Source organism: Chamaesiphon sp. OTE_75_metabat_556 (assembly GCF_031378165.1).
Taxonomy (GTDB): Bacteria; Cyanobacteriota; Cyanobacteriia; order Cyanobacteriales; family Chamaesiphonaceae; genus Chamaesiphon.
On sequence record NZ_JANNDR010000061.1, the window covers coordinates 1 to 14,909 of the forward strand.

The 14,909-nt window shown below is 47.7% G+C and carries 14 protein-coding genes; 9 read left to right on the forward strand and 5 right to left on the reverse strand.

What is annotated here, in order from left to right; all coding sequences use genetic code 11:
* Positions 1-220, reverse strand: a 220-nt coding sequence (locus tag RMO27_RS03110; protein ID WP_309728985.1) for a hypothetical protein, incomplete at its 3' end; no start/stop codon positions are given.
* 150 nt (positions 221-370) lie between these two features.
* Between RMO27_RS03110 and RMO27_RS03115 the strand changes: the two genes are divergently transcribed.
* The 4 genes from RMO27_RS03115 (at position 371) to acsF (ending at position 2,601) form a co-directional block, all read left to right on the forward strand.
* Positions 371-670: a type II toxin-antitoxin system HigB family toxin gene (locus RMO27_RS03115; RefSeq protein ID WP_309728986.1), complete on the forward strand. Its 300-nt coding sequence runs from the start codon at positions 371-373 to the stop codon at positions 668-670.
* Entirely contained in the window at positions 654-1,061 is a 408-nt protein-coding gene (locus RMO27_RS03120) for a transcriptional regulator (RefSeq protein WP_309728988.1), read from the forward strand. Before RMO27_RS03115 ends, RMO27_RS03120 begins: the two co-directional genes overlap by 17 nt.
* 95 nt (positions 1,062-1,156) lie before the next feature.
* Positions 1,157-1,366: a hypothetical protein gene (locus RMO27_RS03125; protein ID WP_309728991.1), complete on the forward strand. Its 210-nt coding sequence runs from the start codon at positions 1,157-1,159 to the stop codon at positions 1,364-1,366.
* Positions 1,367-1,524: 158 nt separating this feature from the next.
* Positions 1,525-2,601 (forward strand): magnesium-protoporphyrin IX monomethyl ester (oxidative) cyclase, encoded by a 1,077-nt coding sequence (gene acsF / locus RMO27_RS03130; protein ID WP_309728995.1) that lies wholly within the window; start codon positions 1,525-1,527, stop codon positions 2,599-2,601.
* Positions 2,602-2,815: 214 nt separating this feature from the next.
* On the opposite strand, the gene RMO27_RS03135 is transcribed toward acsF, so the two are convergent.
* From RMO27_RS03135 to RMO27_RS03150, 4 genes are all read right to left on the reverse strand, one after another.
* Entirely contained in the window at positions 2,816-3,574 is a 759-nt protein-coding gene (locus RMO27_RS03135) for a metallophosphoesterase family protein (RefSeq protein ID WP_309728997.1), read from the reverse strand.
* Between the two features lie 372 nt (positions 3,575-3,946).
* Positions 3,947-5,725: a protein phosphatase 2C domain-containing protein gene (locus RMO27_RS03140; protein ID WP_309729000.1), complete on the reverse strand. Its 1,779-nt coding sequence runs from the start codon at positions 5,723-5,725 to the stop codon at positions 3,947-3,949.
* A 206-nt stretch (positions 5,726-5,931) separates the two neighbouring features.
* A complete protein-coding gene (locus tag RMO27_RS03145) occupies positions 5,932-7,860 on the reverse strand; it encodes a DICT sensory domain-containing protein (protein ID WP_309729002.1) in 1,929 nt (642 codons plus the stop codon).
* Between the two features lie 198 nt (positions 7,861-8,058).
* Positions 8,059-9,279 carry a family 10 glycosylhydrolase gene (locus RMO27_RS03150; protein WP_309729003.1) on the reverse strand — a complete coding sequence of 407 codons (1,221 nt, stop codon included), beginning with the start codon at positions 9,277-9,279 and terminating at the stop codon, positions 8,059-8,061.
* Between the two features lie 793 nt (positions 9,280-10,072).
* On the opposite strand from RMO27_RS03150, the gene RMO27_RS03155 reads away from it, so the two are divergent.
* The 5 genes from RMO27_RS03155 to RMO27_RS03175 all read left to right on the forward strand — a co-directional run bounded on the left by RMO27_RS03155 (position 10,073) and on the right by RMO27_RS03175 (position 14,798).
* Positions 10,073-10,522 carry an AMIN domain-containing protein gene (locus RMO27_RS03155; RefSeq protein WP_309729005.1) on the forward strand — a complete coding sequence of 150 codons (450 nt, stop codon included), beginning with the start codon at positions 10,073-10,075 and terminating at the stop codon, positions 10,520-10,522.
* Between the two features lie 24 nt (positions 10,523-10,546).
* Complete coding sequence (locus tag RMO27_RS03160) at positions 10,547-12,025, forward strand: N-acetylmuramoyl-L-alanine amidase (RefSeq protein WP_309729007.1); 1,479 nt, start codon at positions 10,547-10,549, stop codon at positions 12,023-12,025.
* A 58-nt stretch (positions 12,026-12,083) separates the two neighbouring features.
* Complete coding sequence (gene murI / locus RMO27_RS03165) at positions 12,084-12,959, forward strand: glutamate racemase (protein WP_309729009.1); 876 nt, start codon at positions 12,084-12,086, stop codon at positions 12,957-12,959.
* 124 nt (positions 12,960-13,083) lie between these two features.
* Positions 13,084-14,055, forward strand: coding sequence for a solanesyl diphosphate synthase (sds, locus tag RMO27_RS03170; protein WP_309729011.1), 972 nt, complete (start codon positions 13,084-13,086; stop codon positions 14,053-14,055).
* 71 nt (positions 14,056-14,126) lie between these two features.
* A complete protein-coding gene (locus RMO27_RS03175) occupies positions 14,127-14,798 on the forward strand; it encodes a RibD family protein (protein ID WP_309729013.1) in 672 nt (223 codons plus the stop codon).
* Positions 14,799-14,909: the final 111 nt, after the last annotated feature.

The following is a 14,909-nucleotide window of genomic DNA, read 5'->3' on the forward strand; positions in this document are numbered from 1 at the left end:
CTTCCTCAATCGCTTTTTTCGCACCATATGCAGCCGCGCCAACAACTGCACCAGCAGCTACAACCGGAGCCGCACCAATTGCGACTCCACCAAAACCACCAACCAAACCCATTCCACCAACACCTGCGGCTACTCCGCCGCCCGCAGCGGCTCCACCTGCTACTAAACCTGCAGCTTGGGATTTTTCATCAGTTGCCTTCTCACGATTATCCTGCGTCATAATTCTTGTACTGAAGTATTGTTTAGACTTCAACCGTAACTCAGTGTATAAAATATGGCAATGATTTCATGGCGATCTCGATCGATCCCTTGACACCCCCTCTCTTTTTGAGAGACAATTGTTGTACATGCATATAACTGCAATAAATTCATGCATTTAATCTCGATTGCTAATCTTCGAGAAGATGCTGCACAATATCCTGATGCCGATCGAGCGATTAGCAACTGGTTCAAAACAGTTGAAAAAGCTGAGTGGCAGAATCTCGAAGCAGTCCGTCAAGCATTTAAAGATGCTGAAGCCGTTGGTAATTTTACCGTTTTCAATATTAAGGGAAATAACTATCGGCTAATAGTGGGAATAGATTATGAGCGTCAGATAGTCTACTATAAATATTTTCTAACTCATGCTGACTATAGTAAGGACAAGTGGAAAAATGACCCTTATTTTTGACCGATCGCAATATACCGATCTCCTGACAAAGTATCAGCCTAAAGTTATTGAGACTCAGGAAGAGTATCGACAAACCTTAGCAGTAGTAGAATATTTTGTATTCAAGAAGGAACGCAGCCTGGCAGAACTAGCACTGTATGACTTAGCTGTAATGCTAATCAAAGACTATGAATCTAAAATTTGTCCGATGGATGATTGGATCACGCAATCTCCAACTGAAATGTTGCAATATCTACTCGAAACCAGTGGCAAAAGACAAGCCGATTTAGTGGGAGTGATTGGCTCCAGTGGCATTGTCTCCGAAGTAGTGAATGGTAAACGCGCAATTAGTAAATCACAGGCTAAAAAACTAGGTGAAATGTTTCAAGTTTCTCCTAGCCTATTTATCTAAATTGCCAACTTCTTGATTGAGTGGTTGTGATTGAGATGTCTAATTCAAATCGATCGACGATGTTAAAATTATGACGTGTATCCCTTCAACAGCTCATGACACTAACCCTGAACCTACCAGCAGAATTAGAGCAGTATCTCTTGCAGGAAGCGAACGAGCAAGGGGTTTCGATCGAAGCTATGACATTACAGCTATTGACAAACTCCATTCTGACAAAGCAGAAACCAGCCGAGGCTTTACCATCCAAGCAACTGAGAGTATTTGGGCAACATCAGGGCAGAATCTGGATGAGTGAAGACTTTTAGGATACCTTGGATTGTCTGAGATCGACTCCTGTTGTAACTCTTAACAGAAAACTACTGCCGAGCCAGTCTAGACTTGGTAAAATGCACTAAAGCCGCGATTGAGATGTCTAAGCTGTCGCTTGGGTCGATCGCGATTGAATTAGCTATAAAAAAATATTATGGTAACTTCCGTTTCAAAACCATCATCATTCGATGAAATCAGACCGGGTGTAAAACGTCCCGCCAAAGAAACCCTCCTCACACCTCGGTTCTACACCACCGACTTTGAAGAGATGGCGAAAATGGATCTCTCCGTCAATGAAGAAGAGTTGGAGGCGATTATCGAAGAAATGCGGCTTGACTACAACCGTAGCCATTTCGTAAGAGATGAAAGATTCGATCGCTCTTGGGATGATATCCCAACGGAAACCCGTCAGATCTTTATCGAGTTTCTCGAAAGCTCATGTACTTCCGAATTTTCTGGGTTTCTGCTCTACAAAGAACTCAGTCGTAAGCTCAAGAATAAGAATCCCCTCCTCGCTGAAGGCTTTAATCTCTTATCGCGGGATGAAGCGCGTCATGCTGGCTTCCTCAATAAAGCGATGGCTGACTTTGGACTCTCTCTAGATTTGGGCTTTCTGACTCAAAATCATAAATATACCTTCTTCAAGCCCAAATTTATCTTCTACTCAGTGTACCTCTCTGAAAAGATTGGTTACTGGCGATATATCAAGATTTTCCAGCACTTAGAAGCCAATCCCGAACATCGGATCTACCCGATCTTCCATTTCTTCGACAACTGGTGTCAAGATGAGAATCGTCATGGTGATTTCTTCGATGCCTTGATGCGCGCCCAACCCCAGCTCCTGAATGACTTGAGAGCAAAACTCTGGTGTCGGTTCTTCTTGTTGGCGGTATTTGCGACGATGTATCTGCGCGATCGAGAAAGCAAGTTCTACGGAATTTTGGGGATGAATAGCCGCGAATTTGATATCGAGGTCATTCAAGAAACAAATAAAACTGCGGGACGAGTATTCCCAATTATTTTAGATGTAGATCGTCCAGCGTTCTTTCAACTTTTAGACAAGTGTGCCGCAGACTATCTCAAATTAGTAGCGTCGGCAGAATCTACAACACCTAAGTGGCTGAAAAAAATTCAGAATCTACCAATAATTGCTTCGATGGGTGTGAAGTTACTCCGCTTGTATCTCATTAAACCGATCGATATGACTAAGCAAGCTGGTGTAGTCCGTTAGAATTTTTAAGTCGATTAGATATCTTTGAGATTAAATGGTTCTGTCATAGACAGAACCATTTTTTTGATGGTTATACTAGTCACTAGTAACTAACAACGTCGATAACTCGATCGAGCTCGATCGAGTGCAATCATTACTAACAACTCGCCGTTTTTAAGAAACGATCGAACTCATTGTACTTTTAGTGTGCCCGGGGGAAATCTAGATTACTCGATCAAAATTTCACTCTAGTTGGCTCGACAACCTTGACAATCTTCTCGAGTGGTTGCTTGCGTTTTTTGCCGGAAAATACATTGACTTGATAAGCGATCGCATTCGTAATATCTAGTGCTGTCATCCAACCACTCTTACGGTGGTAAGCACCAGTTTCAATATTCAGCCAACCAGGACCTTGGGCGATTTCACCAGGCCGGACACCTGGGAGCGTAAACGTAATCGTATGTCCGGTAATAATGATTTTATCGGGGAAATAGGGAAACTGATTGCTCAAAAATTTCTCTCTAATCCAACAAAATTGTTCGTTAGTTTGTTTGTCGAGCGATCGAAAGGGATCGACACCAGCATGTACCAAAAAGGTGTCGCCCAAATCTAGATAAGATGGTAAGCTCGCAAACCAATCCATATCTTCCTGCGGAATTCCGGCATCGCCATAACTTTCGAGCGTGGTGTCGCCACCAGAAGGAATCCAATGCCGCAATGCCGCTTCATCGATCTTGCCATTATTGAATGAGGCGAGGAGCATCACTTCATGGTTGCCCATCAAACAGGGGTAATTGTGCTCCCGAATCCATTTGACGACTTGGGCACTTTTGGGACCCCGATCAATTACATCACCCAGAAAATAAACCCGATCTTGGGCGGATATTTCGCAAAAATTCATTAACTGACACAACCCATCAAAATGACCGTGAACATCCCCCACCGCGATATTTCGAGGTTTAGCGTTGTTCTTTCTCTGAAATAAATTAAACATAAAAAAGTAAATGCTGGGTGATGTCAGTCGATGAGATGGAGATCGGTCAGCCGGACAGTACTGTTAGTATGCACAAATTTGCAGTAAATAGCTCGATGCATGAGATCCAATTATCTGCTAACTCTGGACGACGGCGATCCATCATTATTGCTCGATTCCTCGATCGAAATCGCTAAATCTAGTTTTTAGCTAACTCTATCACCTTGAGATAAAGTGACCATTGCTACCAATTTTAACGAATCAATGCCGATCCTGAGTGATTTGTGCGCAGGTATAGTCTACGCCAACTGGATCGTGACGATCTCCATTTAATTTGATGTCGATCGAGGGCGCATCCGAACAACCGATCTCGGGCGCAGATCCCCACGGCAATTACTGATTTAGTTCTGCTGACGGCGATCCTGGTTGCTGCCATTTTTCTAGCAAATCTGGATTAAAGAAAGTGAGCGCGATCGCTGCTGCTGCTAGTAATCCGATCCCGGTAGTTAGCCATAAGAATAAGTTAATCGCCCGATTGAATCTAAATCTTGGCACTAACTGTCGTTCTGATTCGGCTGGTTGGGATCGCGGTGACGTTGCCCTGCTGGAGACTAGCTGAAGACTGTTGCTGCTGGTAGCTGGTTTCGATACATGACAAGACATCAGAATCAAGGAAATATTATCATCGCCATTTTCGCGATGCGCCAATGCCAGCCAAGATTGAACGGCCTCTGTCAGCGGGATATCTGTTTGCAGAATCCGATCGGCATAATTTTGCCAAGAGCTTTCGACAAGCTGGCGATCGCTCAAACCGTCGGAACAGAGCAAGAGAACGCCATCTTCGATCGCCATCAACCGCTGTACGGTAGGTTGAAGTAACTCACCAGACTTGATCCCCAAGGCTTGCGTCAGTACCGTTGCGTCGGGTCGGCTGGCACTATGCCACGGGATGTCTCGGCCTTGTTTGACTTCACGGGTGGCGATATCATCGTCGATCGTCAGCAATTGACAGCGGTGGGGGGTAATCCAGTACGCCCGACTATCGCCGACATGGGCGATATAGATCTCATGAGAATTGCCGAAGCCTTTGCCAGTGCGAATCGGCTGGTTGACTTGGATCGCCATCACCATTGTCGTCCCCATCCGCTGGGTCTGTTCGCGGCCTTGGCTTTCATTTTGAGCGGTAATGGTATTGTTGACCACGCGGACGATCGCACCAATTGTATTACAGATCTGTTCGGGTGAAACTGTTTCTCGACCGTTATGGAGATTTTCAAAGAGATTTTGGGTCTGAATTTTGAGCAGGTTAACCGCCATCTGACTGGCGACTTCGCCCCCCTCATGTCCGGCCACCCCATCGCAAATAATCGCAATTTTGCCGCCAGTGGGATCTTGCGGCAGTTCTAGGGACGTAGGGTAATAAGAATCTTCATTATGCTGATGGGTCGCGCCAGTGTCGGTACCGCCAGCAATTTGCCACTCTAGCGACAAGCGGGCGGCTTGTTCGAGGACGATCTGATTGAGTTTGGCGGCAACATCGCGCAAGGATGCCTGTTCGGCCTGCATTTTGAGGAAGATGGTACGCAGTCGATCAGCAATCTCTGAGTCCGATTGCGGGAGGGTTTCCAGCCACAGTGTACCGAGTTTGGCCAGCGTTACCTTGTCATGGGTGGCGGTTCGATCGGGAATCAATTCACACAACCGCAGACACCAACCATCGACGCGGAGATTCTCGATCTCGATCAGGCTCGATAACATCCCCGTGCCAGCTAGCGGTGCCCACAGATCGATCGCTTGCCACAACCAATATGCTCGATGGAGGGATGTAGCGGTACTCCAAGCTTCCACTAGACTGGGGAGGAGTTTGCCCTCACTATCGATCGGCACGTTTTCGAGCAACGGAATATTGATCGTTTCAGTGGGTCTGGAGATCAAACAAAAGCCGTGAATTTGGGGGAGGTGAAGCTTGTATCGATATAAATGAGCGTAGGCTAAAGCTTGATGGGGGAGCGGTAATAAGATGTCTGGTGGGTCTTGCGGCTTGGTATCCAGCCATAATTGGGGGGCGATGACCTGATATCTATCTTCCACTAATCGATCGGGAGGAATCAACGTTGCTTGCCGATCGGCAGCCCACAGATAACGAGACATCAAGGGTTGGGCAGTAGTCATAGGTTATGAAAACGGGGTCGGAAAAATCGAGCTAGATTGGGCCGATCGCTAGCTAGCGAAAAATTAGCCTAATTAACTTTGTAGTTTACGACAGAAATTGAGAATTTAGCTGTCTCTAAACAGTCTTAAATTGCTGGCGATCGAAATGTTAACAATTAGTATATAAATTGAGGAGATTTATTCGAGCTAGTACCAGGCAATTTGGGTTAAATCGAGGGCACTGTAAAATGAAAGCGACTGCCGCAATCTTTACCGGCCGACTCTGCCCAGATCTCGCCGCCCCAACCATTGACAATTTGCCGACAAATTGCCAAACCCAGCCCCGTGCCGCCCGCCGTCCGGCGCAGGGAGCCTTCGGCTTGATAAAACCGCTCGAACACCATCTGCAATAGTTCGGGGGCAATCCCACGTCCGGTATCGGCGATCGTCACTTCGAGCATCGAGTCCAACCGCGCGGCTTCAATACCGATCCGATCTTTACCTGTCGTAAATTTACAGGCATTATCGAGTAACTTCGTGAGCACTTCGACCAACCATTCTCCATCCGCCCGGACGAACGGGAGATCGGCGGGAATATTCACCACAATTTTGGGTAGATCGCGATTGTAGCGGCGGGTATTCAGACCGCTTAACGCTAGATCGATACATTCTTCGAGAGACAACGGCTCTGGGTGCCATTGAATCCGACCGCTTTCGAGTTGGGAGAGCGTCAGAAAATCTTGGACGAGCTTGCGCATCCGTTCGGCATCTCCAAGGGCGGTATTGAGCATTACCTGGCGCAGTTCGGGGGACATGTCTGGTTCGGTAGCCAGACTTTCCAAGCAGACTTGAATCGTCGATAGGGGCGTCCGCAGTTCGTGTCCGGTAATCGCGACAAGATTGGCACGGGTGCGATCGAGAGCTTCGAGCTGTTGGTTGAGATATTCTAAATTGGTATAAGATTCGGCTTGAATCAGGGTGCTGCCGATTTGGGTGGCGATCGCTTCGACAAGGTTAATCGTATCGTCCGACCACGGCAGCGGGGATGGGTTGTGTTGGTGTAATTCGATCGCGCCCAAGAGCCGATCTTGATGCAAAACGGGAACGATCGACCAATCAGTAATGCCGAGTTTGGTGAGGGTACGTTGCCAGGTTTTAGTAATGCTCACTTCGGCTAATGATGTTGATTCGTGAGTCGCTACGACTGCTTTGAAAATCGGGTTATCGGCGAGATTCCAACTTTTCCCGACCAGCGAGGCAATGCGAGGATTGGCGACATATTCATGGGCGATCGTCACGGCGCGCTCGTCTTTGCGATATTGGTAGATCAGACACCGACTTACCCCCGTGGCTTTGCCGATTTCCTGTCCGGCAACTTGGAGGATATCTGCCGAGTTGAGCGATCGGCGAATTGCCCCCGTAATCGTATTGACTAACCGTTCGCGTTCCTCTTTTTCTTCGATCGATCGGTAGGCTTTGAGTAATTTATATTGCCGTGCTTGTAAATATGTCACCAGTCGCTGCACAAAGGCATCGGCACTGGCCGAATGATCGTGGGGGATAGTGGGGACAGCAACGAGGTATTCTTGCTTGGCCTGGGCGATTTTGGCAGCCAAATCGGGACGGTAGCCCTTAATCCGATCGAGTAAAATATGTGCCGCCGCGATCGTGACTTGGCGATCGAATGTCCAGATCCCCTCAAACCGACGCGAGGCATCAATTTCTGGCAACACGGGGATATCCGATGGCGGTACGAATTTTTCGCGACAAATCAAGCAAGCTGAGGATTGGGCACCGATGGCGATCAGGTGCCATTCCGAGGTGAGGGCATCAGTCTGCTCGAACGGTACTAATTCATATTCCTGGGCGCGATCGCTAAATTCGGTATCTGGCGCGGCAAGCACATAAACTTGGTCGCTAATTTCCCCCAAGCGTCGATACCGATGTGCTTCCTGACGATAAAATTTTTCTTGCTGAAAACTAGCAATTAGCAATGGTCGATCCGTTCCAGCTAACACTCGATCTTCCATCGCATGGGAGAGCGCCGTCAGGGAAGATTTAAAGTACAAGTGCGATCTCAGTTGCGGCATTTGCCGCAGTAACTCGCTTAAAACCGATCGGCTTTGGCATGGCCTTTCCTGTGGAAAATCGCTCACTATGATCCTTCTCCTAGAGCTGCGGCATTGTGGGCAGCGATCTTCACTGTCAAGTATGCCGATCGATATCGAGACAATGGGATCTTGGTGTTATCGATTTCTATATTACAGAAAAATCAGACCGAATAGTTACTGGATTGGGTTTTCGCGACAATACCTTCACTATTATTTACCATCATCAGCTCGGTTGATCGACACCTATTTTGGTATTGAATTATCCCTGACGATCTTCTGGACTTGTGCTGCTGTGACTTGAGGCTTACCAGCCAGCGGGAAGACCAAGATCCCCTTAATCCGATCGTTGGCGATTAATGCAGGCAATCGATGCAATTGATTGTCTGTAATCGCTAAGCCAGCATAGTGAACCGCATAGTCTAACTCCTGCTGAAAGTTTTTTTCGTTGTAGTCTTGAATAAAGACGCGATCGACCGGCCACTGTTGCCAATCAGCGGCAAAATACCGTTTCGCCCAGTAAGGATTGTGGTGACACAAATCGAAGCTCACTTTTGGGTTGGCGGCTTTCATGTCTGAGATCATTTGCCGCACGAATTTGGTCAAACTAGCCGTGCGGTTGATGTTACCAGGTAGCTCAGCATGATAGCCCAGATAATCATCCCATTGGACGGCATCGATAGTCGGATATTTAGTCACAAACTCCGCCAGCATTCTGGGGAAAAGATCGGCTACTGCTGGCACCTCGACATCTAAAACATAATGTTCGACCCGATCGTAAGTGCGATCGACTCCCGGTACCAGCCACTTATTGTTTACAGCCCGCTCGAAAATCGGACTATTTTTATCGATTTTAATCCCTTTTTCAAAGTAAGCATGAACCTGCATCCCCTGCCGGTGCGCTTCATCGATCGTCCATTCTAGCCATTTAGCTTGAAATTGATTGGGACAGCTTTTGGCACCCACCAGTTGTTGCATGACTTGGCTATCGTACATCGTGCAACCATTCCCCCAGACCCCATGAACGATCGTATTAATGCCGCGATCGTGGTAGTCGCGTACCCGCTGGCGGATTGTCTGCTCATCGGCATTATTGGTAATTTGATAGCGACTCACATAAATCCCCCTAATGACTTTTCGATCCCAAGCTGTTGGGGCAATCGATCTGGGTGAAATTTGGGGTGTAGTTACCGATTTAGTGGGATTGGGTTGTTTGGTAATTGTCTGCGGATCGAGTGGGATCTGTTTATTCGTAGCAATTGGTGTTGGTACCGATCGATCTGGCTGAATACTGGGTGGCAACAGTTTGGAGATCGCCGCCGGTAGCGGTAAGCGCGGCAGCAGTCTGGCAATTTGATGGATATTACCTAAATAAATTAGCCACCAATAGCTAACCCCAAGTACAAACAGGACGAATGAGAATGGAACGCTCCCACAGCCACAGCCGGAATTCTTTTTGATGGTCATGTTGTCACTTGATCAGACTGGTTGCTGAAGTTAGGGATCGGAACGGCAACGACAAGATCGCCATCGCCACTAACAAATACGAATGCTCGATCGGCTACTTAACTAAAGGTAAAGTGGCGAATAGAATCGAACTCAATCTTAATTTACCCAGTAATTTGGTTGCACTCGCGCTAGCTGCCAAGAGATCGACATCGAGTGCCTAAAATTGCTGATTAGGCGCAAATTTCGGGAATTATCTGGTTAGACTCGATCGTTCTAGCTAGATTGGAACTACTATCTCGATTTAACAGTCCAATAAATTTGGGACTAGATCTGGCGATCGACTAGGATAAGCGAAGATGACCAGACAATCGCTGCCACAAATCCAAAGATCGTCAGCCAACTAGCTCGATCAATCCTGCGGTCGCTGGGTATTGACGTCTGACCTACTTGCAGCTTAATTTAGAACCCAAAAGACCCAAATCATGGTACTTTACCAAAGAGTCCCAAAATGTTAATTTTTCGCAGCAAACAGAAACAATATGATATGTAAATTCATCTTGGATCGAGTGCCAGTGATTTTTCACAGGAAAGGCTACGCCAGCGTTAGCTAGGCTGATGGCTAGAGCAGGATCGCTGCTAAGTGTCTCATTTATTAGTTATGAGCCTGTGCTCTGGATCGAATCCTAGATTGTTTGAATCTAACTTGAGATCAATCGACAAAGATTACAGCCCGAATCGAATCGTTGCTGCCATCGCTAGCCACCAATTAACTTAGCTACCGATCGCCAGAGCGCAAATCCACTGTTTAAGGATGGAATATAGTGAAGTGAGATTTCAATTTTTACTCGTTAGTGTCTGTAGTTTCTGTCTGCTAGCTGTCCCCGCAGATGCCGGTCAATTGGCATCGTGGAAATTTGATGTGGGTAGAAACAGATTGGATTTTAAGACTGATGCCGGCGTTCAGCCCAAAGCAGTCATGCTATTCAATCCCACGCGATTGGTGATCGATCTGCCCGGAATTAGTTTTCCCAAGTCCACAATTACCCAAAAATTAACGGGTAACTTTAGATCGTTACGTGTGGGTCAATTTGATGGTGGTACGACTAGGTTAGTATTAGAACTACAACCTGGATATACCCTCAATCCCAAGCGCGTCCAATTTACCGGCGAAAATCCGATCGATTGGTACGTGACTATTCCAGTGCCCGAACGCGGATCGACGCTGCCAACTCTCGCCCCCCGACCGAACTCGCCCCGATAGTCCCCATCAGTAGGAGTAAGTATTGTGAGATACAACTGGTTATTACCCAGTGTTTTTAGTTTCGTAGCGGTATCACAGCCAGCAACAGCAGCCGAAATCGTGTCGTGGCAATTTAATGCGACCGAAAATCGGATTGACTTTAGCACTAATTCGGCAGTGAAGCCTGAAGCCCAAATGCTGGCTAACCCCAGTAGATTGATCGTCGATCTGCCAGATACCAGGCTCAATCAGCCGACGTCGTCTCAATTACTCAACAATGGCATCAAATCCCTGCGGGTCGGTCAATTCGATCTCGATCGGACGCGGATGGTCTTAGAACTCGATCCTGGCTACAGTATCGATCCCCAGCAAGTACTGATTCAAGCCAGTACCAGCAAGCAGTGGTCGGTACAACTGCCCACTCCCCAACCGCTCAAATCTTTTTCACGCGGCGCGCCAGTAGGGCCTGTCGCCGTTTTCAATGAAAATGGTCAAATCGTCGTCGCCCAAGTTCCTCGCTCCCGGACGATCGTCACGACATCGTCACTAGCTGCCGTCAATTATATCGCCCTCGATCCGACCCGAACGGGGATCTTGGTGCAAGCCGATCGCCTCAGTAGAACTCAGCTCAAGTACACGACGGTCTGGGATAACGCGGCCAATAGTTATCGGATTACGATTCCCAATGCTAGATTGGCAGCGGGCTACCAAGTTCCGGGAGATTCCCAACGCTATCTGAGTGTAACGGCTCAAGGCGACGACATCTCGATCGTCGTGCGGCGAGCCGACGGCGTCAAGGTCGACATCGTGCGCCAGTACCTCGATAGCAGGTGGGTGTATTTACAACCAATTTCTGGTACTAGTCGGATTGCCAGTCGTCCACCAGAAGTAGTCCCGATTACGGTACCCAGAACGACCTATCGACCCACACCGAAACAGGATACCTCACCCCAAGTGCGTCCGACTAATGGCCGCGTCTTGGTGATGCTCGATCCCGGGCATGGTGGTAAAGATCCCGGCGCGATCGGCTTAGGCGGTTTGCGCGAAGTAGATGTGATTATGCCGATCGCCAAGCGAGTGTCGGAAATCCTCGAAAAACAGGGGATTGCGGTCAAAATGACGCGGAATGGCGACAATTTTATTGGCCTAGACGAACGGGTTTCAATTTCCAGAGATGCTGGTGCGACCTTATTTGTCAGCATTCACGCTAACTCGATCGACAATCGTCCCGATGTCAATGGCTTGGAACTATATCACTACAATATCGGCCAATCCTTTGCGGAGACAGTGCACAGATCTGTTTTGGACTTTGTCAATAAAAATGGTTTTTACTTAAACGATCGCCGCGTGCGGTCGGCGCGGTTTCTCGTCTTGCGCAAATCGACCATCCCCGCTATTCTAGTCGAGACTGGTTATTTGACTAACGAAGCAGAAGTTGCTCGTCTTCGCAATCCTGAGTATCAAAGAGTGATGGCCGAAGGTATTGCCAAGGGAATTGCCCAGTATGTAAAGGATCGTAACTAAATTTCGATAAATCTTGATTTCGATAAATCACTTATATTGACTAGATATTTCTAACGATATGCAAGACCGATTCACTTCGACCCCGCAGATCCACTCCGCAGACATCGTCCGAATTGGCGTATTTGATAGTGGTGTGGGGGGATTGACTGTCTTGCAAGAAATCTATCGCCAACTACCCAATGAATCGGTGCTGTATTTTGGAGATACGGCCAGAGTTCCTTATGGCACCCGCAGTGCTGCCGAAATTATCCAATTTACCCGCCAAACTTTGGATTGGATGGTATCGCAGGGCGTGAAAATGGCGATCGTCGCCTGTAACACCAGTTCGGCACTGGCACTAGAAACGGTCAGAGCTGAATACGACCTGCCAATTCTCGGTGTGATTTTACCTGGAGCTAGAGCCGCTGCGCTTCAGGGTCGCAGAATTGGGGTCATTGCCACGCCAGCAACCGTCAAGAGCAATGCCTATCTCCATGCTATTCAAGAGGCGAATCCCACTGCCCAAGTCTGGCAAGTTGCTTGCCCAGAATTCGTCCCCTTAATCGAAACTAATCGCATCAACGATCCCCAGACTTTAGCCATTGCCCAAGAGTACATTCAACCATTACTCGATCAATCGATCGATACGCTCATCTATGGCTGCACTCACTATCCACACCTCGAACCAGTCCTCCGGCAATTTGTCCCGATGAGTGTGAAATTCATCAATCCAGCGGTAGCGGTAGTGGCAGCAGCAGCCAAGGAACTCAACGTCCTCGGCATTCAAAGTCACCACCCAGCCAGCCCCACCCAGTTTGTCGTCAGCGGTAATCCGTCCCAATTCACGCAGGTGGCGACTCAATGGCTACCAGCAGTACCGCTCGTCCACCAGATCGCCCTCCCGACCGCCGTAGTTTCCAAACCGATCGATATCGGCCAGAATCCAGTAACATAGATGTATTGCTAACTTGATTCTCAAACCCGAAAATCGATCCTGCTAAGCAATTCCCTATCTAGAGGAAAAATAGCTTAGAATGTATGTAAACTTTCGTAAACTCAACCTCTGAGCCGCTCGATCGATGACCTCAGTGAAATCCGTATTTACTCCTGTTGAAGCTGACCTCCAAGTTTTGACGGAGAATCTCAAAAATCTTGTCGGTGCCCGTCACCCAATTTTGTACGCAGCCGCCGAACATTTATTCGGGGCTGGGGGCAAGCGTCTGCGTCCGGCGATCGTCTTGCTGATCGCCCGTGCCACCATGCCGGGGGCAGAGATTACCCCCCGCCACCGACGTCTGGCCGAAATTACCGAAATGATCCATACAGCTAGTCTCGTCCATGACGATGTGGTCGATACCGCTGAAACCCGCAGGGGCGTACCGACGGTGCATAGCCTCTTCGATAATCGGATCGCTGTGCTTGCTGGAGATTTCCTGTTTGCCCAGTCATCTTGGTATCTGGCTAACTTAGATAACCTAGAAGTAGTCAAACTGCTCTCACAGGTGATTATGGACTTAGCTGAAGGCGAGATTCAGCAGGGCTTAAATCAATTTGAAACTGATTTTTCGATCGAAGCCTATTTAGAAAAAAGTTATTACAAAACCGCTTCCCTACTGGCAAATAGTGCTAAGGCGGCAGGATTACTCAGCGACACCTCGACAGCGACATGCGAACAGCTCTATCTCTACGGGCGCAATTTAGGACTAGCATTCCAGATTGTGGATGACATTCTCGACTTTACGGCGTCAGATGAAGTTTTGGGCAAGCCTGCGGGTTCGGATTTGGCTAGTGGTAATCTCACCGCACCAACGCTGTATGCAATGCAAGAATATCCACAACTAGTAGACTTAATTGCCACTGAGTTTGAAGATACCGCCGATTTAGCAACTGCGCTAAGTTTAGTTAGAAATAGCGAGGGGATTACCAAGTCTCGCGAACTAGCCAAGCATCATGCCCAGTTGGCATTGGCACAGATAGCTGATTTTGCACCCTCGGCTGCTCATCAAGCCTTGTGCGATCTTACGGATTATGTCTTAAAGCGGTTGTATTAAACTCAGCGATGAGTGTAGCTTCAATTGCTGGCAACCTTGATCACCGCAGACCTTTCCTCCGTTAATCATCAATGAAAACAACTCTTGTGCTCGCGATGACCGCAGATGGGAAGATTGCCGATGTTACCAAGTCGCCACCAACATTTGGCTCTAAGCGAGATTACGCCCATCTAGAAGCGCAGATGGCCTTGGCCGATGTGATTTTGGTCGGCAGTGGTACCCTCGGTGATGGTGGTAGTGCTGTATTAGTGCAACAACCAGAGTTAATTCAAGCGAGAATCGATCGCGGACAACCTGCACAACCACCACAGATTGTAGCTTCACGTAGCGGTAAAATCGATCCTCAGTTAGCATTTTTTACTCAACCGATCGATCGCTGGTTATTAACTACCAAGACTGGTGCGAAAGATTGGCAAAATCCCGATCTTTTCAGTAAAGTTCTCACCTGTGAAACAGCCGACGGGAGAGATATTGACTGGGAAGCAGTCAAAGCTCAATTACTAGAATTAAATATTGAAAATATTTGTTTTTTAGGTGGCTCGGAACTAGCAGCCAGTTTGTTTGCTGCTAATTTTATCGATGAGTTGTGGTTAACCATTTGCCCGACGATTTATGGTGGCAGCGCTGCCCCTTCACCCGTCTCTGGAACTGGCTTTAGTCCTGATACAGCTCCCAAATTGGTACTGTTAAGTGCCGATCGAGTCGAGCAAGAACTATTCTTACATTATCAAGTCCAAAAATAACTACTATATCAATCGAACTACTTGACTAATTTTTGGTCGCGATCAAGCGTCCCTAAATATTGCTGAAGATAGGGTGAAAATACTTCATAAATCAGCGTCAATGGCTGCCCG

Excerpts from the sequence above, each read along its gene's own strand:
- RMO27_RS03115 (WP_309728986.1), top strand. The coding sequence starts at position 371 with ATGCATTTAATCTCGATTGCTAATCTTCGAGAAGATGCTGCACAATAT.
- RMO27_RS03120 (WP_309728988.1), top strand. The coding sequence starts at position 654 with ATGACCCTTATTTTTGACCGATCGCAATATACCGATCTCCTGACAAAG.
- RMO27_RS03125 (WP_309728991.1), top strand. The coding sequence starts at position 1,157 with ATGACACTAACCCTGAACCTACCAGCAGAATTAGAGCAGTATCTCTTG.
- acsF (WP_309728995.1), top strand. The coding sequence starts at position 1,525 with ATGGTAACTTCCGTTTCAAAACCATCATCATTCGATGAAATCAGACCG.
- RMO27_RS03135 (WP_309728997.1), bottom strand. The coding sequence starts at position 3,574 with ATGTTTAATTTATTTCAGAGAAAGAACAACGCTAAACCTCGAAATATC.
- RMO27_RS03140 (WP_309729000.1), bottom strand. The coding sequence starts at position 5,725 with ATGACTACTGCCCAACCCTTGATGTCTCGTTATCTGTGGGCTGCCGAT.
- RMO27_RS03150 (WP_309729003.1), bottom strand. The coding sequence starts at position 9,279 with ATGACCATCAAAAAGAATTCCGGCTGTGGCTGTGGGAGCGTTCCATTC.
- RMO27_RS03155 (WP_309729005.1), top strand. The coding sequence starts at position 10,073 with ATGGAATATAGTGAAGTGAGATTTCAATTTTTACTCGTTAGTGTCTGT.
- murI (WP_309729009.1), top strand. The coding sequence starts at position 12,084 with ATGCAAGACCGATTCACTTCGACCCCGCAGATCCACTCCGCAGACATC.
- sds (WP_309729011.1), top strand. The coding sequence starts at position 13,084 with ATGACCTCAGTGAAATCCGTATTTACTCCTGTTGAAGCTGACCTCCAA.
- RMO27_RS03175 (WP_309729013.1), top strand. The coding sequence starts at position 14,127 with ATGAAAACAACTCTTGTGCTCGCGATGACCGCAGATGGGAAGATTGCC.